The sequence below is a fragment of the Mycolicibacterium hodleri genome (assembly GCF_025822245.1).
Lineage (GTDB): Bacteria > Actinomycetota > Actinomycetes > Mycobacteriales > Mycobacteriaceae > Mycobacterium > Mycobacterium hodleri.
Genome location: NZ_JACKTL010000073.1, coordinates 22,882 through 43,531 on the forward strand (window position 1 = coordinate 22,882; position 20,650 = coordinate 43,531).

Sequence of the window (20,650 nt, forward strand, 5' to 3'; positions counted from 1 at the left end):
CCGGCACCCCTCGCGAGCACGACCCCGCCAGCCGACTGGGCTCGTGGTGACCGTTCCGTCAGATACGGTCGCCTAGTGTCGAACTGAGTTGCTCATAGCGTTGGGGCGAACGGGCTTTGATGACGTACGCGCCGATGACGCCGATGGCGAGCGAGGCGAACAGCATGACGGTGAAGGTGAACTGCAACCAGCCGCCGCCACCGAGGAGAACGTCCATCCCCGTCACCGCGTACCAGAGGAACGGCATCAGTCCGGCGACACCGAGCAGCGGGGCGATGAACGTGTTCCACGGGCGTTTGTCGACCTTGGACCGCCGGAAGAAGACGAAGATGGCGATGCTCGCGATGGTCTGCAACAGGATGATGCCGGCGGCGCCGACGCCGGTCCACCAGGTGAACAGCGTGGTGTAGGGGTCCAGGCCGAGGATCGCGAAGATCGCGACCACCGTGGCCACCATGCCGATCTGGACGTAGCAGGCAATGGCAGGTGACTGGCGGGTCGGGTGGGTGGTGCCAAGTCGCGACCAGACGAGACCCTGGCGACCGAGTGAGTACAGATACCGGGCGACGTTGTTGTGGAAGGTCAGGATGGCGGCGAAAAGGCTGCTGATGACGAACAATTGGAACGCCTCGGTGCCAATGGGACCGAGCACCCTGTCGCTCACCGTGAAGACGAGGTTGCCCCCTTCGGATGCGGTCAGCCCGGCGATGTTCTCGACGCCCACGGAGTTGACGATCAAGAAGGCGGTGACGGCGTAGAAGACACCCATGAAGATCACCGAGGTGTAGGTGGCTCTGGGGATGGTGCGCTTGGGGTCCTTGGCTTCTTCACCGTAGATGGCCGTGCCTTCGAAGCCGATGAACGAGGCGTGGGCGAACATCAGCGCGACACCGATCGCGCCGGCGAACACCGCAGACGGAGCGAAGGGCTCGAACGAGTAGTCGCTGACCGGTGTCGGCGAGTTGAACAGGATCCCGACGTTGAGGACCAGGATGATCGCGGTCTCCAAGGTGAGCAGGACCGCCAGCACGCGGGCTCCGGCATGGATCTGCCGAACACCGAGGAACAACGACGCGCCCATTGCGATGAAGGAGAACACCCACCACGGAACGTCGACGCCGGTGTGCTTGGAGGCGAATTCCGCGGCGTAGTAGCCGAACCCGCCGATGACGCCGAGCTGGATCGCGTTGTAGGCGAAGATCGCCAGGGAGGCGGACCCCAGCCCGAGTGGTCGGCCGAGGCCTCGGGTGATGAAGGCGTAGAAGGCCCCGGCGTTGGTGATGTGCCTACTCATCGCGACGTAGCCGACCGAGAAGACGGTCAGCACCAGCGCGACGACGACGAAGGCGCCGGCTATGCCGATCCCGTTGCCTGCGCCGATGATCACCGGGAACAGTGCCACCACCACGGTCAAGGGTGCGGCCGCGGCGACGACGAAGAAGACGATGCCGAGCACGCCGATCTGGTTGCGCGCCAGTCCCGCCGACCCGTCGGGTGAGTCCTTGGCGGTTGCCAGCTTTTGCGGTTCGTCCTGATGCAGCATGGCGGGTCCTTTGCGTTGGCGGTGGGAGTTCAGCGGGTGGACTTGCTTCGGGCGGCGAACTTGACGACCTTGCGCAGCGCTGGGCTGGTCGCGACGGTGTAGCCGAGCTTCTTGCCGGCTTTGGTGCCCATCACGGTTTCCATCGCCCGGTCCACGACACCGGCTTTGGGTGCGAAGTCGACGCGCGCAGCGGTGGGTGCGGCCGTGCCGTTGAGGTCGGCGATGACGACCTGGGCGGCGTTGTGACCGTTGGCGCCCATCACGCCGCCTCCGGGGTGTGTGCCCGAGCCGCACAGGTAGTAGTCGTCGACGGTGGTGCGGTAGTCGGCCAACTCCGGAGTGGGCCGGTTGTTGAAGAGCTGGTCGAAGAACATGGCGCCGTGGAAGATGTTGCCGCCGGTCAGGCCGTAGTCACGCTCGAGGTCCTTGGGGGTGATGATGACCCGCTCGAGGATGTGCCCGCGCAGGTTCGGGGCGTAGCGGAACAGCACCTCCAGCACGCGATCGGCCCACTCGTCGCGGATGGTGTCCCAGTCGGTACCGGCCAACTCGAACGGAAGCTGTTGGACGCCAAGGGTCATCGTGTGCTTGCCCTTGGGCGCCAACGTGTCGTCGTGGGTGGACTGGATGACCGCTTCGATGACGAAGTCGTCGGGGATCTCGCCGCGTCGCTCCGCCTCCCACGCACGCTCGAAGTTCTCGATGGAGGCACCCATGATCGCCTGAGCCTGGTGCTGCGGACCGAATTCGCCTGCAGGGAAGCCGACGTAGTCGGGCAGCTCGTCGATCAGGAGATGGATGCGGGCCATCGAGCCGCGGGCGTCGTAGTCTTCGAGCTTCGCCACCAGTTTGGCGTCGACGGTGCCTGCCGGCAGCAGCTGCAACATGGAGCGTTGCGGGTCGGCGTTGGAGATGACCGTGCGCGCCGAGATGATCTCGCCGTTGGCCAGCTCGACCCCGGACGCTCGTCCTCTCTCGACGACGACCTGCTTGACCGGTGAGCTCAGCCGGATTTCTGCGCCGTGGGCCTCGGCGCTGCGAGCCATCGCCTGGGTGATGCCACCCATTCCGCCCTTGACGAAGCCCCACTGCCCAAGCGTGCCCTTGAACTCGCCGACGGAGTGGTGCCCGTACACGTAGCCGGTGCCCGGAGTCGACGGGCCACCCCAGACCGAGATCATCCCGAAGAAGGTGAAGAGCCCCTTGATGTGCTCGTTTTCGAAGTAGCGGTCCAGCAGGTCCTTGGTGGACAGCAGCACCATTTCGTTGAACAAGTCTTCGGCGCCGGCGGCCTCGAACGCGGCCAACACCTGAGAGCGGCTCGGTGCCGGGGACAACAGGAACGGCGTCAGGATGGAGGCGAACTTCTTCACCCGCAGGCCAAAGTCCAGGAACGCGGCGGCGTCACTCTTGGAGAACTTCTCGATCTCCTTGAGCGTCTTGTCCATGTCCTTCCACACGAACAAGTGGCTGCCGTCGGGAAAGATGCTGACCTCGTTGGCCTCGGTCTGGTACATCTCCAGGCCGTACCGTTCCAGCTCGAGGTCGGCGATGATCTCGGGGCGTAGCAGGCTGGCGATGAACGCACACGACGACCAGGTGGCACCGGGGATCAGTTCCTCGCTGGTGCACGCGCCGCCCACGACGTCGCGGGCTTCGACGACGAGAACCTTCTTGCCGGCACGGGCGAGGTATCCGGCGGTGATCAGGCCGTTGTGGCCGGCACCGATGACGATCGCGTCATAGGTGTTGAGGGGCTTGGTCATTGACGTTCTCCAGGGATGAGGTGGGTGAAGTAGGTACGAACGGTGGCCGGGTCGACGAGTTCGTCGAAGCCGTCGGTGACGGGCTTCATCGTGGGGTGGGTGTCGCGCAGCTCCTCCCACGCCGCCCAGTCGGTGACCTCCATGACTTCCAGGATGTCCGCGGGGGCTCCGTCGGGCGCGTGGTCGACCCGGAACGCGTCGAAACGCCGAACGACGTCGCGGTGGGCCAGGCAGGTCGGCCGGTCGACGTCGGCGGAGAAGCGTTCGAAGTCGGCCGGGTCGACGCCGGGCAGCATCGAGAACAGGTTGACCGCTACTACCGAGCGGCTGGGTGACGTCATCGCTGGTGCTCCAAAGTGGTTGTGCGGTCAGGACTCGAGGTTGATCATGATGTGCTTGATCTCGGTGTACTCCTCGACGGAGTAGATCGACATGTCGTTGCCGTGGCCGGACTGCTTGAAGCCACCGTGCGGCATCTCCGACACGATCGGCAGGTGGTCGTTGATCCAGACCGTGCCGAATTGAAGCTTGCGGGCGGCGCGCATCGCGCGGCCGACGTCTCTGGTGAAAACCGAGGCGGCCAAACCATATTCGACGTCGTTGGCCCATGCGAAGGCCTGTGCCTCGTCGGTGAATCGGGTGGTGGTGACGACGGGTCCGAAGACTTCCTTCTGGACGATTTCGGAGTCTTGGGCGGCGTCGACGACCAGCGACGGCTTGTACCAAAACCCGGGTCCGTCGCCGAGCCCGCCGACGGCGAGTGAGGTCGGCCCGGTGGAGACCGCTCGCTCGACGAAGCCCGCAATGCGGTCGCGCTGGCGTTCGGAGATCACCGGGCCCATCTCGGTGGATTCGAGTGTCGGGTCGCCCATGGCGACCTTCGAGACGGCGCGGGTGAGTTCGGTGACGAACTCGTCGTAGATGCCGTCGGCGACGTACACCCGCGAGGCTGCCATGCAGTCTTGGCCGGAGTTCCCGTAGCCGCCTTCGCAGATCTTGGTGATCGCCAGTTCGGCGTCGCAATCGTCGAACACCAAAACCGGCGCCTTGCCCCCCAATTCGAGGTGCAGACGCTTGAGGTTGTCGGCGCCGGCGCGGGCGACGACCTTGCCGGTGTTGGTGTCTCCGGTCAACGAGCTCATCCGCACCCGTGGGTGGGACGTCAACGCGGCACCGACGGTGTCACCGTGACCGGTGACGACGTTGAACACTCCGGGTGGGAAGAGATCGGCCGCGAGTTCGGCCAGCCGGAGCGTGGACAGCGGGGTCTGCTCACTGGGCTTGAGCACCAGGGTGTTTCCGGTCATCAGCGCCGGGCAGATCTTCCAGATCGCCATGACGAGCGGGAAGTTCCAGGGCGCGACGCTACCGACGACGCCGAGTGGATCCCGTCGAATGATGCTGGTGTGGGTGGGCGAGTACTCCCCGGCGGCGCGGCCCTCCAGCACGCGGGCGGCGCCGGCGAAGAAGCGCATGTTGTCGACGCCGAAGGGCACCTCGTCGCGGGCCACCGCGATGGGCTTGCCGACGTTCTGGGACTCCAGCTGCGCGAACTCCTCGGCGTGGGCCTCGAGCCGGTCGGCAAGCTTCAGCAGCAATGCGGCGCGGGCGCCGGGGGTGGTGGCGGCCCAGTCGTCGAACGCCTTCTCCGCCGCGGCGACGGCGCGGTCGACGTCGGTGGCGTCGCCGAGGGGGACCGTCGCGATCTGTTCGTCGTTGGCGGGGTTGACGACCGGTTCGGTCGCGCCACTCGCGGCGGGAACGCGCTCGCCTGCGACGTACATGAGATGGCCGTCTGCCATGTGAGATTTCTCCAGATTTCGTGCCGTCGGCCATCGGGGCCGTTCATGTCCAAGTGTTGAACAGTTGACATGTTGGACTTAAACACAGGCGGAGGGTGTGCGCAAGACGACAACGCGAAACCGTCGCAGATACTTCTGCGTCGCAGTCGGTGCACGAGGGTGCCGGCGGGCGGCGTCAGGCGACGAGTCCTACGGCGGTCGCACGGCACCGCCGCCGGTCGCACGGCAGGACGCGTCGACGCGTCGAACTCAGCGGGTGGAGCCGAATCTCCGTCAGCCAGCGGTGCGAATGGCGAGGATCTTGCGAACCTCGTCGCGGTTCTCGGTGATGATGTCGGAGATCGTCCGGCGCGCCAGCTCGGGATCGCGGGAGGCGAAGGCGGCGACGATCCGCTGATGCTCTTCCTCCAGGCTGGAGCCGCTCTCGTACTCGTGGTGATCCAGGGAGAGGATGAGCAGGAAGTAGCGGAGATCGCCGAGCAGTTCGTCGTAGAACTTGTTCAGCCGCGGGCTGTTCATCAATCCGACGATCGCCCGGTGAATGTCCAGATCCTTCTCCACGATCGTGCGCGGATCCTCGGTCAGCATGGCCACCTTGAGGGCCTCCATCGCCGCGTTCAACGACGTCAGATCGGTGTCGTACCCCACCGACGCAGCGGCGGCCGTCTCGAGGTGGAGCCGTGCGCGATAGATGTCGAGTACTTCCTCGTCCGACGGGTTCCACACTGCCAGGCCGCGGTTGAAGACATACCGAACCAGGCCCGTGCCCTGCAGTAGTCGCACGGCTTCACGCACCGTGTTGCGCGAGATCCCCAACTGCTCGGCGATGACGAGTTCCCTGATGCGCTCGCCCGGCTTGAGCTCTCCTTCGAGAATCATGTCCATCAGCCCGTCGGCGATCTGCTGCGCGCTGCTGCGCCCCACGATTTGGATGCGATCTGCCACGGACATGGAGCTAGCGTACAACTGTTCAACAACGGACAGGTCCACGACTCGAGATGCGGGTGTGGCCTGGACGATAGTGCCCTAATGTTCTACAGTTTGCTCGACCGGGTACCGACCCGGCACGCCTCGATCGACGACCAGCTCGGCGGCGTGACTCGCGATCGCAAAGGAACAAGCCCCCTGATGCCGAACGCCGCCGACAGCCGCACGGCAGTGCACCAGTGCGCCACCCGACGGGAACCGATGCAGGAGTCGACGCCGTGAGCACCCATTCGGGCGTCCTGGCGCAGATCGCTCGACAGAGCGCCCTGGAACCGGGTGGTCAGCCGTTCCCCGAACGGACGGTCGCAGCCGAACTCCGCCGGCTCTATGACCTGACCGGTCAGCTGACCCGCATTCCCACCGAAAAGGACGACACCTTCCGCCTCAGCACCACGGGCGGTCAGTTTCTCGTCAAGATCGCACCCGCGTCGGAGAGCGCGCGCATCGTGAACTTGCAGTCCGCCGTCATGCTGCACCTGGAGAGCACGGCCGAGTCGCTTCCGACCCAGCGGTTGATTCGCGGGGTGAACGGCCAGGTCGAGTCCACCGTCGTCGACCCAGACGGCAACGACCGCATCCTGCGCGTACTGAGCTACCTCGAGGGCTCCCTACTCGCGACCGCGGAGCCGACGCCTGCCCAGTTCGCCTGTCTAGGTGCGACGTTGGCCCGGCTCGACCGAGCCCTCGGGGACTTCACGCATCCGGCCGATTCCCGGCTGTTGATCTGGGATCTCAAGAACTTCTCCCACATGAGACCCCTGCTGGAGTGGGTCACCCACCCCGACGACGTCACCATGGCCACCCGGATCTTCGACCAGTTCGACGCACTCGTCGCCCCCCGGATCGACGACCTCGACACCCAGATGATCCACGGCGACTTCAGTCCCTTCAACGTCGTCGTCGACCCGGCCTCCGCCGAGTTCGTCACGGGAATCATCGACTTCGGCGACGTGGTGCGAAGCCCCACGGTGTTCGAAGTCAGCGTCGCGGTGGCCAACCAAATCGGCGTCGACGGACGACGACCGTGGGCCAGTACTCTCGACATCGTGCGCGGGTACCGGCAGGTGCGACCGCTGACCGACGGTGACGCGTCCCTCTTGGCCATCACGGGACCGGCGCGACTCCTGCTGCGCGCGTTGATCTTTGGGTGGCGCGCAGCCACGGATGTACGCTCCCGAGAATACGGACTGTCGCACTCGGGACGAGACTGGATCAGGCTGCGCTCCGCCCTGTCGGTGGCCACCCCCACAGTCGAAGCCATGTTGGCAACCACCCGTCCCACGGAAGGGGAATGACCGTGACCAAGGCCTACACACCCAAGGCGTCCGAACCGATGGTGAACGGCTTCGACCCGTCACGCGTCGATCAACTGTCGCCCCGGGCACGCCAGCAGGTCGGCGACCGGGAGAGGCTCCTCGGGCCCGGATACCGACTCTTCTACGACGATCCCGTCGAAATCGTGCGCGGCGCAGGCACTCTGCTCTACGACGCCGACGGCAACGACTACCTCGACGTGTACAACAACGTCACGAGCGTCGGTCACTGCCATCCCTACGTCGTGGAGGCCGTACACAGACAACTCTCGACGCTGAACACCAACACCCGGTACATCCAGCAGTCGATCCTCAGCTACAGCGAGCAGTTTCTGGGCACCATGCCTGCCGAACTCGGGCACGTCATGTTCACGTGCACGGGTTCCGAGGCCAACGACTTGGCCATGCGTGTGGCCCGGTATTACACCGGAAGGCAGGGCGTCATCGTCACCTCCGGCGCCTACCACGGACTCACCGCCGACGTGTCGTCCTTCTCGCCGTCCCTGGGCGTGGGCGTCCCGCTGGGGCCGCACGTACGCACGATCAGCGCCCCCGACCGCCTGCGGCATGGCGGAGACGGCGCCGTGGCCGACGTCATGCGCCGTGAGATTCGAGAGGCCATCTCCGATCTGGAACGTCACGGCTTCGGAGTCGCGGCGTTCATCGCCGACACGATCTTCTCCTCCGACGGCATCTACGCCGACCCCGCGGGGTTCCTCCAACCGGTCGTCGACGAAGTCCACGCCGCCGGCGGCTTGTTCGTCGCCGACGAAGTTCAGCCAGGCTTCGGGCGCACCGGCCGGCACTGGTGGGGCTTTCAGCGCCACGGCGTGATACCCGACATCGTGACGACCGGCAAGCCGATGGGCAACGGCATTCCCATCGCCGCCGCCGCCTTCCGGCCCGAACTGCTCGAGGAGTTCGGTCGCAACATCCGCTACTTCAACACCTTCGGCGGCAATTCGGTATCCATCGCCGCCGCCCAGGCGGTACTGGACGTGATCAACGACGAGGGCCTGATCGCCAACGCCGGGCAGGTCGGCGACTACGTCAAGTCCGAGATCGCCACGCTCGCCGCCGGCTACGACCAGATCGCCGAGGTGCGCGGTGCGGGATTGTTCGTCGGCGTGGACATCGTGACCGACCGTGAGTCCAACACCCCGGACGGGGAGGCGACGCTGCGCGTGGTCAACCACATGCGCCGTCGCCGTGTGTTGATCTCCGCATCGGGACCTCGGGGCAGCGTCCTCAAGATTCGCCCGCCGCTGCCCTTCTCGATCGCCGACGCGGACCGGATGTTGGAGAATCTGGCCGTCGTCCTCGCCGAGGAACTTCATTGAGCAGTTTTCGCCGAGCCCGGCCCCCCGCGTCCGGGCGGCGTCGATGACGACGGTAGGCCGCGGCGTCGACGTCGTCGAACTGCTGGGCACCAGTGGGGTCGAGGTCGACGTCAGCAGTAGGCGCCTGGCCGAATACAGCTACGACGCCTCGAATTACCGCGTCGCGCCGCTGGCCGTCGCGTTTCCTCGCGACGCCGGTGACGTCAGCCGCCTCGTGGCCACGTGCCACCGCGCGGGAGTCCCCGTCGTCGCGCGAGGTGGCGGAACGTCGATGGCGGGCAACGCGATTGGTCGCGGAGTGGTGATCGACACGTCGCGCTACATGAATGCCATCGTGTCCGTCGACGCCGCCAACCGGACCACGGTGGTCGAGCCGGGGGTCGTCCTGGCCGATCTCGCCGAGGCCGTCCAGCACCGCACGGGCAACCTGCTGACCTTCGCGCCCGATCCCTCGAGCAGGAACCGCGCCACCGTCGGAGGAGCGATCGGCAACGACGCGTGCGGCAACCACTCCGTCCGGTACGGCCGCACCGGCGACCACGTGGTGTCCCTCGACGTGGTTCTCGCCGACGGCACCCGGCTCACCGCCACCCGCACCGCGCTGCAAGCCACCGACTCCGACGACGTGGCCGCGGTCGAGCGGGCCAGTCAGCTGACCGCCGATCTCAAAGCCCTCGCCGCCGGTTACATGGCCCAGTTCCGTCTCGAACTGGGCCGCATTCCGCGGCAGGTGTCCGGCTTCCACTTGGCGAATCTCCTGCCGGAGAACGGCTTCGACGTTGCCCGCGCCCTCGTCGGCAGCGAGGGAACCTGCGCGATCGTGGTGGGTGCCACCATGCGCCTGGTGGACGTGCCGTCGTCGGCCCTGCTGCTGATCGTGGCCTACGACGACGTCGTGGACGCCGCGCGGGACGTGACGACGATCCTGAAGTACTCGCCCGCCGCGATCGAGGGCATCGACGAACAGATCGTGGCGACCATGAGGGCTCGGCGCGGTCCGGACTCGGTGTCCGAGCTGCCCGCCGGGCGCGCGTGGCTCTACGTCGACCTCGACGGGGAGGACGACGTCGCCGTCGAAGCGCAAGCAAGGAGGCTCCAAGGCGAGCTTCGAACCAACGGGCGGGCGCTCGACTGCCGCGAGGTCCGCGACCCCGTCGAGCGCAGGAAGTTGTGGCGCGTCCGAGAGGACGGGGCCGGCCTGTCGTCGCGGCTTGAGTTACCCGACGGGTCGAGCGTCACCTCGTGGCCGGGCTGGGAGGACTCCGCCGTCGCCCCAGAGGACCTGGCCGACTACCTTGCCGACTTTCGGCTCCTTCTCGAGCGGTATCACCTCGTCGGCGTGATGTACGGCCACTTCGGGGCAGGCTGCATGCACATCCGAATAACGTTCGACCAGCGGACCGCCGAGGGCCGGCAAGTGATGTCGGCGTTCCTCACCGCCGCCGCACGCCTGGTGGTCCAGCACGGCGGCACCCTGTCCGGAGAACACGGCGACGGCAGGGCCCGCTCGCAGCTCCTGCCCGAGATGTACTCCCCGGCCGTCATGGAGGCCTTCGCGAGGTTCAAGCGTCTCTTCGACCCCACCAACGTCCTCAACCCCGGCATGATCGTCGATCCCGAGCCGGTGACCGAGCAACTCGCACTGGCCGACGTCCCGGCGCTGCCATGGCGGACGACGTTCGTACTTCACGACGAAACCGGTTCGGGAAGCGGAGGGTTCGCCGACGCCGTCCAGCGCTGTATCGGCGTGGGACGGTGCCGCTCCCACGGCAGCGGGGTGATGTGCCCCAGCTTCCGGGCCACCGGCGACGAGAAGGACTCCACCCGCGGCCGCGCCCGCGTGCTGCAGGACATGGTTCGCGGGGCACGCAGCGTCGAGGAGGGGTGGGCATCCGAGGACGTGCGGGAGGCACTGGACTTGTGCCTGTCGTGCAAGGCGTGTTCGTCGGACTGCCCGACCGGTGTGGACATGGCCACCTACAAGGCCGAGTTCTTCGACCACTACTACCGCGGGCGGATCCGCCCGGTGGCGCACTATTCGCTGGGGTGGCTCCCCCGCTGGCTCACCGTGACCGCACGGGTGGCGCCGCTCGTCAACGCCGCCTTGGCCAGTCCGTTGCGGTCGGCGGGACTGCGCCTGGGCGGCTTGACCACCGAGCGGTCGCTGCCAAGGTTCGCGTCCACACGCCAACTGCGCCAAGAACTCTCACCCCGCCGCGCCGGGGTTCGCGACGTGGTGCTCGTCGTGGACTCCTTCACCAAGGGCTTCCGGCCCGAGGTCGCCGGGGCGGCGCTCCGGGTCGTCGAGGACGCCGGGCAGTGCGCGGAGGTGCGCACCGACGTCTGTTGCGGGTTGACCTGGATATCCACCGGGCAACTACGGCAGGCACGAAAGCGCTTGTCTCGCAGCGCCGCTGCGCTCGACGACGGGACCGACCGTCCGATCGTCGTCACCGAGCCGAGTTGCGCGGCAGCACTGCGCAAGGACCTGCCCGAGCTCGTCGACTCGCCCGCCGCGCACCGGGTGGCGCGACGCGTCCGTAGCTTCGCCGAACACGTCAGCGCACAACGCGCCGGCGGCTGGACCCCGAGTGCGACGCTCCCCTCGTCGGTCACCGTGCAAACCCATTGTCACGAGTACGCCGTATTCGGTGCCACCACACAGCTTCAGGCGCTCAGAGCCGTCGGAATCGACGACGTTCGCGAGGCCACCGGATGCTGCGGCGTCGCCGGCAACTTCGGTTTCGAGCGGCAGCACCATGACGTCAGCATGGCCGTTGCCGAACAAGCGCTCGCACCGGCGTTGAGGGCCGACCCGGACGCCGTCGTGCTCACCGACGGGTTCAGCTGCCACATGCAGGCCCGGCAACTCAAGGACGATCCGACACCGAGTGCATCCGTGCACCTCGCGCAACTGCTCGACCCCCTCAACCGACAGGAGTCTCCCCGATGACCGCGCCGACGACCAATCTCGACCCGACCGCGCCCCGCCCCGCGATCGCCTCGATTCCCACCGGGCTGCTGATCGACGGGCAGTGGCGGGAGGCCGCCGGCGGAAGGGTCTTCGACGTCGAGAACCCGGCCACGGGTGAGGTGCTCACAGCCGTCGCCGACGCCAGCCCGGCCGACGGAGACGCCGCGCTCGCGGCGGCGGTGCGGGCGAAGACGTCATGGGCGCGGACCGCACCGCGGTACCGCAGCGAAATATTGCGTAACGCATACGATTTGGTGATGGCCCGGCAGGAGTGGCTGGCCGAGGTCATGACGTTGGAGATGGGCAAGCCGCTCGCCGAGGCCATGGGTGAAGTGGCCTACGCCGCCGAGTTCCTGCGGTGGTTCTCCGAGGAGGCAGTACGGGTCTCCGGTGACCACACCACGACCGGCGACGGAGCCAACCGAATCATCGTGACCCGTGAACCGGTCGGCCCGTGCGTGCTCATCACCCCCTGGAACTTTCCCCTGGCCATGGGGACACGCAAGATTGCGCCCGCGGTCGCCGCCGGTTGCACCATGGTGCTCAAGCCTGCGCCCCAGACGCCGCTGAGTTCGCTTGCGCTGGCCGCGATTCTGCAGGAGAGCGGCTTGCCCGCGGGAGTGCTCAACGTCGTGAACACCACCGATGCGAGCACCGTGGTGCAGCGCTGGATGACCAGCGGCACGGCCCGCAAGGTGAGTTTCACCGGCTCCACCGGCGTGGGCAAGCTTCTGCTGCGCCAAGCCGCGGAGACGGTGATGCGCTCCTCGATGGAACTGGGCGGCAACGCCCCGTTCGTCGTCTGCGCGGACGCCGACGTCGACGTCGCCGTCGACGGTGCCATGGCGGCCAAGATGCGCAACATGGGTGAGGCGTGCACCGCAGCCAACCGCATGTACGTCCACCGTGACCTCGCGGCGACGTTCTCCGAACGGCTCGCGGCGCGGATGGCCGCGTTGACGGTGGGCGACGGACTCGACGACGGCACCGAGGTGGGGCCGTTGATCGACTCGGCGGCGCGCGCGAAGGTGCAGCGACTGGTCGACGACGCGTTGGCGCGTGGCGCGACGGCGCTGACGGGCGGGCGGCTGCCGGAGGGACCGGGCTACTTCTACCCGCCCACCGTCCTGGCGGACGTGTCCGCCGAATCCGAGTTGATGACCACCGAGGTGTTCGGACCCGTGGCTCCCGTCATTCCCTTCGACGACGAAGACGAGGTGATCGACCGCGCCAACGACACCGACTGGGGTTTGGTGGGATACGTGTTCACCCAGGACGTCGACCGTGCCTTCGACCTCAGTGAGCGACTCGAAGTCGGCATGGTGGGGGTGAACACCGGCGTGGTGTCCAACCCGGCCGCACCGTTCGGCGGGGTGAAGCAGTCCGGTCTGGGACGCGAAGGCGGCAAGGTCGGCATCGACGAATTCCTGGAGTACAAGTACCTTGCGGTGCCCCGGCGCCAGGGCCGCCGAGACCCCGCCTAACCGACCGGGCTCGGCGAGGGCTCGGCGTCGGCGGGCTTTGGCGGCTCGTCGACCGACGAGCGGGTCTCGGGAACGGTGAAGACCAGCAGCACCAAGGCGACGACCGCGATGGCGGTCAACGCGAGCATGGCGGTGGTGTATCCCGCGGCCTGGTCGATCGCGCCGGCCAGCGCCGGGCTGAGGGTTCCCCCGATGCCCTGCACCATCGTCGCGGCGCCGAACGCGACGTTGAAGCGGCCGCTCCCCCGGGTCAGATCGGCCACCATGATGGCGAACAGCGCACCCTGCAGGCCGGCGCCGATGCCGTCGAGGGCCTGGACGGCGATGACCTCGCCGGGGTTGGACGCCAGGACGAACAGGAGGCCGCGGACGGGCAGCACCACGAATGCCGCCACCATCAACGGTTTTCGGCCCCACTGGTCTCCCCGCTTGGAGACCAGGAGCGCCATCGGAATCATCACGACCTGCGCCACGATGATGAGCGCCGCCTGGTATAGCGCACCGTCGCCGGTGTTGCCGACGGCCAGCTTCTGCCCGGTGATGGGCAGCATCGCGCCGTTGGCCAACTGCCACAATCCGACCACGGCCGCCAGCAGCAACAGCGGGCGGTTGCGCAGCAGCATCCGAAGCCCCGAGGGCTTGTCGTCGTCGCCGTCGTCGTCCTTCGGCTTCAGGCCGCGGGCGAGGTCGTCGTTGATCAAGTTCCCCTTGATCATCAAGGTGGTCACCACTACGAAGATGCCGAAGAGACTGGCCAGCCAGAATCCCATCTTCAGGCTGATGAGATACCCCGCGAGACCGGCGACCGCAGAGCCCATCACGTTGCCCGCGTGGTTGAACGCCTGCATGCGCCCGGTCTGGGCGGCGTAGCGCTTGGGGCCGACCATGCCCAGTGCGATGGCGGCGATCACCGGGCCAAGCACCACACCCGCGACGCCGGTGATCAATTGCGCGGCGGTGACGATCGCGAAGGTCGGCTTGAGCGTGACGATGAAGGTGCCGAACGACGTGAGGGCGGCCGCGGCGGCCAGCAGTGCACGCTTGTGCCGGGTGGCGTCGATCAGCGCCCCCGCCGGCGCGTTGAGCAGCAGCCCGACCGCCCCGCCGAGGGTGAGGATCAGCCCGATGTTGGCGGGGTTCCACGTTTCCTTGTTGATGAGGTAAACGCCGAGGAACGGCCCGAGGCCGGCCTGCACGTCGGCGAGGAAGAAGTTGACCCCGTCCAGCGCCCAGAGGGACCGCTTGAGCTCCGGGCTGTCCGTCGTCATCGGAGGGCCCGTCCGGTTAGGGTCCACGAGCCGTACCGGGTGGTGCAGGTTCCGTTCGGGCTCATCCCGTAGAGGGCCAGATCGCCCAGCTCGCCACTGAATTCGTCGACCGCGGGCAGGACGAACAGGTCGGTGCGGCTGGTCTCGTCGCGCGGCCAGGTGAGGGTGACGTGCGGGCGGAACCGGTCGTCCTCGTCGTCGGAGACGTCGTCGAAGCCGTAGCGCCGGAGTTGACGCACCCGCGCCGGGTCGTCGGGATGGGGGTCGTCGACGATCGCCGCCAGTGGTTCCCCGCCTGGCCCGCGCTCCCTGAGCCGGCCGCGGCGCAGCGGTTCCACCGCGGCGACCACGGCCCGCTGAACGCCCCGAAACCCGTCGGTGGGGTCGAAGAACACCTCGGGAGCGCCCTCGTGGTTGTGCCGGTACTCCGTCGCCGTGGCCGGCACCGGTCCGCACGTTTGTGCCGCCTCGGCCAGCGCCGCGCCGACCTCGGGCACCTCGTGGTCCTCGACGGCCACCATGAAGATCGACACGTGCGGCTCACACGGCCCGTCGGACTGCCCGGGGAAGTCCGCACCGAGGCGGAAGCACGCGCCGCCGTGCGCCTCCATGGCGTCGGCCAGCTGGTTGCTGCACGTGACGGCCAATTGACGCAACCGTCGCGGGAGGACGAAGACGACGTCGAGTGTCACCAGGGTCATTGCGCTTCTCTCTCAAGAAGAGACCCGGTGGTCCGGGCGGCAAACACCACGGCGGTGTATTGCTGCGGGTGATGTTGACCGATGAACCTGAATCGAAACTGAAGATTTCGAACCTGGCAACTAGCTGAATGCATTGTCTCTCAATGCATTCGCCGGTCCCGCGGCTACAACCGCAATGCGTCGGCGATCAGCGCCGCCTGCGCGATGACCGCGTCCTGCCACGGCTGCAGCACGTGGGCCGGTGAGACGTCGAAGCTCTGCCCGAACGGATCCGGCACCCCCGTCTCGTGCCCGGACAAGGCCTCGAGGACCGCGAGCCCGCAAAACGGCACGTGCACAGGCGAATACCCGCCTTCGTGGGAGAAGACGATCCTCCCGCCGCAGACGTCCTCGGCCAGGTCCACCAGCATGGCGGCCATGTCCTTGAAGCCCCCGGAGGTGACGGTCATGCAGCCCAGCGGGTCGACGGGGCTGGGGTCGAAACCGCTGGAGACGAAGACGATCTCGGGTCGGAAGGCGGTGACGGCCGGGACCGCAACGCGTTCGATGGCCGCGCGGTAGGCGCCGTTGCCGGACCCGGCTGGCAGCGGCACGTTGAGGTTGGTGCCTTGCGCGCCGGTCTCGGTGACGCTGCCGGTGTCCTGCGGGAACAGCCGGTCCTGATGCAGCGAGATGGTGAGGACGTCGGCGTCGTCGGCGTAGATCGACTCGGCGCCGTTGCCGTGGTGCACGTCGTAGTCGACGATCGCGACCCGCCGAACCCCGAACGTCGCCCGCACGTATTCGATTGCGACACAGACGTTCGAGAAGAGGCAGTAGCCCATGCCCATGTCGCGGCGGGCGTGGTGGCCCGGTGGGCGCACCAGGGCATACGCGTTGTCGACGGCGCCGCTCAGCACGGCTTCGGCGGCGGCCATGGTGCCACCGGCAGCCAGCCGGGCGATGTCGTAAGACCCGCGCCCGAAGGGGGTGAAGCCGTCGCCGCCGTCACCGCCGCGGTCGGCGCTCTCGCGTTCGATGCGGTCGACGTGGGCGGCGTCGTGCACGCGGAGCAGGTCGTCCCGCGACGCCAACCGAGGCTTCACCCGGACGAGTTCGTCGATCATGCCCGAAACTTCGATCAGCCCAGCCATTCTCGACTTCGACTCGGCGCTCTCGAACGTCATGTGCGGCTGGTTGAAGCCGCCCGCCGGGAAGACGCCGACGTGCGTGCCGGTGTCGTGCCAGGCGTATCGCTCGTGCCAGACGTAGCCGGTGCGCCGTGTTGCCGTCATCGTGTGATCCGTTCTGGTGTGTGCAATGAGTCGAAGAGCTCGTCCACGCGGCGTCGTTCGTCCGCGCCGGCGGGCTTGAGGTAGGACACCGCGACGTAGACGACGACGTTGACCGTCAGTGCGGCCACCCCGGAGGTCATGCCGCCGAGCACCGGGATCGCGATGGGGAACAACACCTGCAGCACACAGGCGGTCGCGAAGCCGAGCACCATCGCCGCGCACGCCGCGGTGGCGTTGCCCCGCCGCCAGAAGATGCCGAGGAACACCGTCGGCGCCAGCTGCACGATGCCCTGATAGGACACCTGCGCCAGGGCCACCATGCCCGAGGACAACACATCTGTCGTCGCGACCGCGACGGCACCCGCCAGCAGCGTCAGCACCCCGACGGCGACCTTGCCCCAGCGGGGATCCTCGACCCGGGTGCCCCGGGCCACGCCCACGACGTCGTTGGCGATCTGAGCGCCAAGGGCCTGCAGGTTGGCCCCCACGTTCCCCATCGTCGCCGCGAGCACGCACACCCCCGCCACCGTCAAGACGATCGGCCCGCCCACCGAGGCGGTCAGGAACCACACCTCGTCGGGCGCGTCGGCGACACCGGGCAGCGTGGATGCGGCCATGGCCAACAGGCACAGTGACGAGCCGAAGATCACCAGCAGCGGGGTGGCCATCACCGCGGCCCGCTTGATGGACTGGGTGCTGTTGGAGGCGAACAGCCGCACGAAGATGTCCGGCCAGCACCAGCCGCCGAGCGCCCCGGTGGCGATCAGGGAGAACAGGTAAAACGGCCCGTCGACGCTGCCCGGCCCGGGCAGGGTGAAGAACGCGGGATCCACCTCACCGAAGCCGTGCCCGTTGGTGAGCAGCCAGGTGAGCAGACCGAGGATCAGCACCGTGCCGAAGAAGTAGGCGACGACGCCCTGGACGAAGTCGCCGATGACCAGCCCGCGGGCGCCGAGGCGCACGGTCCACCACTGCCGGACGACCAGGACGCCGATGCCGATCAGCGCGGCCCACGCCGCGGGAACCGTTCCAAAGGACAGGTATTCGAACACCAGCGTCAGGGACTGCATGCCGAGCACGACCCACGGGAACGACGCGATGGTGCCGATGACGGCGGCGATCACCCGCACCTTGGTGCACCCGTAGCGCAGACCCAGCAGGTCGGCCTGGGTGCGCAGGTCGAAGCTGCGTCCCCATTCGTGCACCGGCCTGGCCAGGAGGAACATCAGCACGACGGCGAGGATCGAGTACGCGACGAAGTAGAAGCCGATGGCACCCGCGCTGGCGGCGTAGCCGGCAAAGGCAATGAAGATGGTGCCGGGCAACCAGGTGTTGACGAAGGCCATGGCAGAGAAAACCGGGCCGAAAGACCTTCCGGCGGTGGCATATTCGCTGAAGTCGGCGCTGCCCTTGGTGCGCTGCAGCACCACGAACAACACGACCAGGAAGACCGCGACGCCGCCGTAACCGATGAGGACGTCCACGTCAGTCCTCCCCGGCGGAGGCGTCGACTCGGTACATCACCAGAAGCGATAGCACCCCGATGACGCCGGTGATCAGAAAGAACCAGACTCCACCCTGACCGACGATCCACGTCAGCGGTGGGAACAGCAGGATCACGAAGTTGAGGACCGCGATCGCGAGCACGATGCGTGCGGCGCGGGTCCTCGGTGGGCGTGGGGCCGGCTGGGCCATCAGCGTCTCCATTCGTGCCGGAACGTTCCGGCATGACTGAGACTCGCGCCACAGCCGCGCGTTGTCAAGGGGCCGACGGCGAATCGCCCGCTGGCTACGATGGCGCAATGGCGGCGCGACGGGTGACGATCGTGGAGATCGCCCAGCACGTCGGCCTGTCCAAGACGACGGTGTCCGACGCGCTGCACGGCGGTGGCCGGGTATCCCCTCCGACTGCGGCCCGGGTGGCCGCCGCGGCTCGCGAGCTCGGCTACGTCACCAACCGCGCCGCCCGCCAGCTCCGCGGACGCAGCGTCGGCGCGTTCGGCATCTACATCCCGCCCATCGCGCGAAACTTCAACTTCTACATGGAGTTTGCGTTCGGCGCCGCTCACGGTTCAGCCGAGCACGACGCCGATCTGACCCTCTTCGCACGGGACGCCGACGTCGGCCCGCGACACTTCCAGGTCGACGGCGTCATCGCCGTCGACCCCCTGCCCGGCGACCCCATGCTCGAGCGGTTGGTCGAGGCCGGCATCCCCATGGTGACCGCCGGGCGACCGCCAGCAGCCCTCGCCGACGCGGTGGCCGCCGTGATCGAAGCCCCGCACGCCGACCTCGCCCGCACCGTCCTCAACCACCTGTGCGACAGCGGTTTTCGCAGACCCGCCTTCGTGGGATCCGATCAGCAGTTCTACTCGTCGTGGGCCGACGACGTGCGGCAGAGCTACCTGGACTGGTGCGGGGAACACGACGTCGAGCCGTCGGCGTTCGACTGCCCGCTGGGCGCCACTACCGAGGAGTTGAGCGCCGCCGTCCGGTCGGCGGTGACACCGGCGGACGTCGACGCCTTGGTGTGCGCGCCACAGGGATTCGCCGGACGATCCCAGGCCATCCTGGAATCCCTTGGGCGCCACGTCGGCCCCGCGTTCGGGCTGGCGTCGTTGAGCAGCGACCCGACGACGGAACTGACCAATCCACTCGTGACGGTCGTCGACCTGGCCCCGTGGACGTTCGGCCGCGCGGCGATCACCCTGCTCGCGTCGGTGACCGCCGGTGAGCCGTGCGCCTACCTGAACCGGTTCGAAGACGTCAGCGTCCGCCCGGCCGGCGAGCGGACCACCGACACCTAGTCACCGCAGCCCGTTACGACTCCCCGCCGTCGCCACCCGACGCCGCCTTCGCACCGGCGCCGGCACCGTCGTCGTCCTTCTTCGGCCCGGCGGGCTTGTCGTTGCCGGGGGCGGAAGCGCCGGCCGTGACCTTCTCCGGTTCCTTGACGGTGTCCTTCACCGTGTCCTTGACCGACGCGCCCGTCTCCTTGACCGTGTCCTTGACCGACGTGACGGGTGGGGTCTTCGCCGGGGTGACCGGATCGGGCGTCGGGTCGACGTCCTTGACCGGAGTCGGATCCGGGCTGGGAGCCACGGGCGTCTTCTCGGGTACGACGTCGACCGGGGTGTCGACCACGGGGGTCTCGTCCTTGACCACCACCGGTTCGGCGGCCGGGACATCGGGAACGTCCGGCGTCACCGCAGGCGCGACTACCTCGGCACCCGCGCTACGCGCGGACCGCGACAGCGTCAGGGTGTTGTCGGCGGAGAACGTGCTCATCGTCGAGACGTCCGACACGGCGAACGCCGGCGGGGGCGGCGGCGTGGTCGCGAGCGCCGTCGCGATGCCGAACTGCGCGGCCTCGATGCCGTCGACGATGGCTCCGGCTCCGGCGCCCAGGGACACGACGAAGTTCCTCGTCCCGTCCAGGGCGGCGTTGACGATGTTGGAGAGATTCAGGGTCAGCACGGCGGCGACGAAGTCCTGCACGCCGACGATCGCCGCCGTCGTCACTCCGTTGGCCGCAGTCAGGAAGCCGTTGGCCACGCTGAGGTAGGCCAGCGGCACCGCCTGGCTCAGTGCGGCCTGTACCAAGGCGGCTCGTTGGTTGCGCCAGATGATGGAGTCCAGCAGGGGCTGCCCGACGGCGATCACCGAGTCGCGGATCGCGGTCGTCACGGTGTCGAAGGCACCGACGAAGTCGAGCGCCAAGACCTGCTGGATCGCCTCCACGGTCACGCCCGGGATGGCCAGCAGCGACTGCGTGAGGCCAACGCCCGCCTTGGCGAATCCGCCGAGATAGACCGCCCAGTTCTCGATGGTGTTGAGGATGTTCTGACGCACGATTGGCAGCGAGAGGATGTACGGCCAGTCGAGCGCGGTGAGGTGGACGTCTCGCGCCACCGCCGCGGACACCTGCGCCACGTCCGCCACCGGTCGCACCGGCGCCATCGGACTGATGGGCGTCAGCGCGATCGCGCCGGCCCCGACGAGCGCGACCCCCGTGGTGAACCACGGTCGAACGGAAACGTCCATGCTTACTCCAAACCCCCGAGCGATATTGACGACTGTGACAGTAACCCTCGGTGGGCACTCGGGTTGGCCGATCGACCACGAACACCCCCCGGCACGACCGACAGGCGCTTCGGCGGTCGCGTCCGACCGAATCGTCGGCGCTCGTCCTGGCCGT

Annotated in this window: 17 protein-coding genes; 6 read left to right on the plus strand and 11 right to left on the minus strand. The window is 67.7% G+C overall.

Annotation, left to right across the window (positions count from 1 at the left end):
- Positions 1-58: 58 nt before the first annotated feature.
- The 5 genes from H7J06_RS29920 to H7J06_RS29940 all read right to left on the minus strand — a co-directional run bounded on the left by H7J06_RS29920 (position 59) and on the right by H7J06_RS29940 (position 6,062).
- On the minus strand, positions 59-1,543 hold the full coding sequence (locus H7J06_RS29920) for an APC family permease (protein ID WP_264043285.1): 1,485 nt from the start codon (positions 1,541-1,543) through the stop codon (positions 59-61).
- A 29-nt stretch (positions 1,544-1,572) separates the two neighbouring features.
- Positions 1,573-3,309 carry a phytoene desaturase family protein gene (locus H7J06_RS29925; protein ID WP_264043287.1) on the minus strand — a complete coding sequence of 579 codons (1,737 nt, stop codon included), beginning with the start codon at positions 3,307-3,309 and terminating at the stop codon, positions 1,573-1,575.
- A complete protein-coding gene (locus H7J06_RS29930; protein WP_264043289.1) occupies positions 3,306-3,650 on the minus strand; it encodes a RedY/HapK family protein in 345 nt (114 codons plus the stop codon). Before H7J06_RS29930 ends, H7J06_RS29925 begins: the two co-directional genes overlap by 4 nt.
- A 27-nt stretch (positions 3,651-3,677) precedes the next feature.
- Positions 3,678-5,111 carry a gamma-aminobutyraldehyde dehydrogenase gene (locus H7J06_RS29935; RefSeq protein ID WP_264043290.1) on the minus strand — a complete coding sequence of 478 codons (1,434 nt, stop codon included), beginning with the start codon at positions 5,109-5,111 and terminating at the stop codon, positions 3,678-3,680.
- Positions 5,112-5,384: 273 nt separating this feature from the next.
- On the minus strand, positions 5,385-6,062 hold the full coding sequence (locus H7J06_RS29940) for a GntR family transcriptional regulator (RefSeq protein WP_264043293.1): 678 nt from the start codon (positions 6,060-6,062) through the stop codon (positions 5,385-5,387).
- A 78-nt stretch (positions 6,063-6,140) separates the two neighbouring features.
- Between H7J06_RS29940 and H7J06_RS29945 the strand changes: the two genes are divergently transcribed.
- From H7J06_RS29945 to H7J06_RS29965, 5 genes are read left to right on the plus strand one after another with little or no spacing between them, the layout of a single operon-like run.
- Complete coding sequence (locus tag H7J06_RS29945) at positions 6,141-6,320, plus strand: hypothetical protein (protein ID WP_264043294.1); 180 nt, start codon at positions 6,141-6,143, stop codon at positions 6,318-6,320.
- On the plus strand, positions 6,317-7,393 hold the full coding sequence (locus H7J06_RS29950) for a phosphotransferase (protein ID WP_264043296.1): 1,077 nt from the start codon (positions 6,317-6,319) through the stop codon (positions 7,391-7,393). The genes H7J06_RS29945 and H7J06_RS29950 overlap by 4 nt, the downstream gene beginning before the upstream one ends.
- A 38-nt stretch (positions 7,394-7,431) precedes the next feature.
- Positions 7,432-8,751 (plus strand): aspartate aminotransferase family protein, encoded by a 1,320-nt coding sequence (locus tag H7J06_RS29955; RefSeq protein WP_372515446.1) that lies wholly within the window; start codon positions 7,432-7,434, stop codon positions 8,749-8,751.
- A gap of 43 nt (positions 8,752-8,794) precedes the next feature.
- A complete protein-coding gene (locus tag H7J06_RS29960; RefSeq protein WP_264043300.1) occupies positions 8,795-11,704 on the plus strand; it encodes an FAD-binding and (Fe-S)-binding domain-containing protein in 2,910 nt (969 codons plus the stop codon).
- Entirely contained in the window at positions 11,701-13,209 is a 1,509-nt protein-coding gene (locus H7J06_RS29965) for an NAD-dependent succinate-semialdehyde dehydrogenase (protein ID WP_264043302.1), read from the plus strand. The genes H7J06_RS29960 and H7J06_RS29965 overlap by 4 nt, the downstream gene beginning before the upstream one ends.
- On the opposite strand, the gene H7J06_RS29970 is transcribed toward H7J06_RS29965, so the two are convergent.
- The 5 genes from H7J06_RS29970 to H7J06_RS29990 form a co-directional block, all read right to left on the minus strand.
- Positions 13,206-14,477, minus strand: coding sequence for an MFS transporter (locus H7J06_RS29970; protein ID WP_264043304.1), 1,272 nt, complete (start codon positions 14,475-14,477; stop codon positions 13,206-13,208). The genes H7J06_RS29965 and H7J06_RS29970 overlap by 4 nt on opposite strands.
- Positions 14,474-15,178 (minus strand): hypothetical protein, encoded by a 705-nt coding sequence (locus tag H7J06_RS29975; RefSeq protein ID WP_264043306.1) that lies wholly within the window; start codon positions 15,176-15,178, stop codon positions 14,474-14,476. Before H7J06_RS29975 ends, H7J06_RS29970 begins: the two co-directional genes overlap by 4 nt.
- Before the next feature lie 164 nt (positions 15,179-15,342).
- Positions 15,343-16,452, minus strand: coding sequence for a histone deacetylase-like amidohydrolase (locus H7J06_RS29980; RefSeq protein ID WP_264043307.1), 1,110 nt, complete (start codon positions 16,450-16,452; stop codon positions 15,343-15,345).
- Positions 16,449-17,936: a sodium:solute symporter family protein gene (locus tag H7J06_RS29985; RefSeq protein WP_264043309.1), complete on the minus strand. Its 1,488-nt coding sequence runs from the start codon at positions 17,934-17,936 to the stop codon at positions 16,449-16,451. The genes H7J06_RS29980 and H7J06_RS29985 overlap by 4 nt, the downstream gene beginning before the upstream one ends.
- A 1-nt stretch (position 17,937) precedes the next feature.
- Positions 17,938-18,147 carry a hypothetical protein gene (locus tag H7J06_RS29990; protein WP_264043311.1) on the minus strand — a complete coding sequence of 70 codons (210 nt, stop codon included), beginning with the start codon at positions 18,145-18,147 and terminating at the stop codon, positions 17,938-17,940.
- 107 nt (positions 18,148-18,254) lie between these two features.
- Here H7J06_RS29990 and H7J06_RS29995 point away from each other — a divergent pair, with 107 nt between their 5' ends.
- A complete protein-coding gene (locus H7J06_RS29995) occupies positions 18,255-19,259 on the plus strand; it encodes a LacI family DNA-binding transcriptional regulator (RefSeq protein ID WP_264043313.1) in 1,005 nt (334 codons plus the stop codon).
- 13 nt (positions 19,260-19,272) lie between these two features.
- Here H7J06_RS29995 and H7J06_RS30000 read toward each other — a convergent pair whose 3' ends face one another.
- Entirely contained in the window at positions 19,273-20,496 is a 1,224-nt protein-coding gene (locus H7J06_RS30000; RefSeq protein ID WP_264043315.1) for a hypothetical protein, read from the minus strand.
- Between the last annotated feature and the right edge of the window lie 154 nt (positions 20,497-20,650).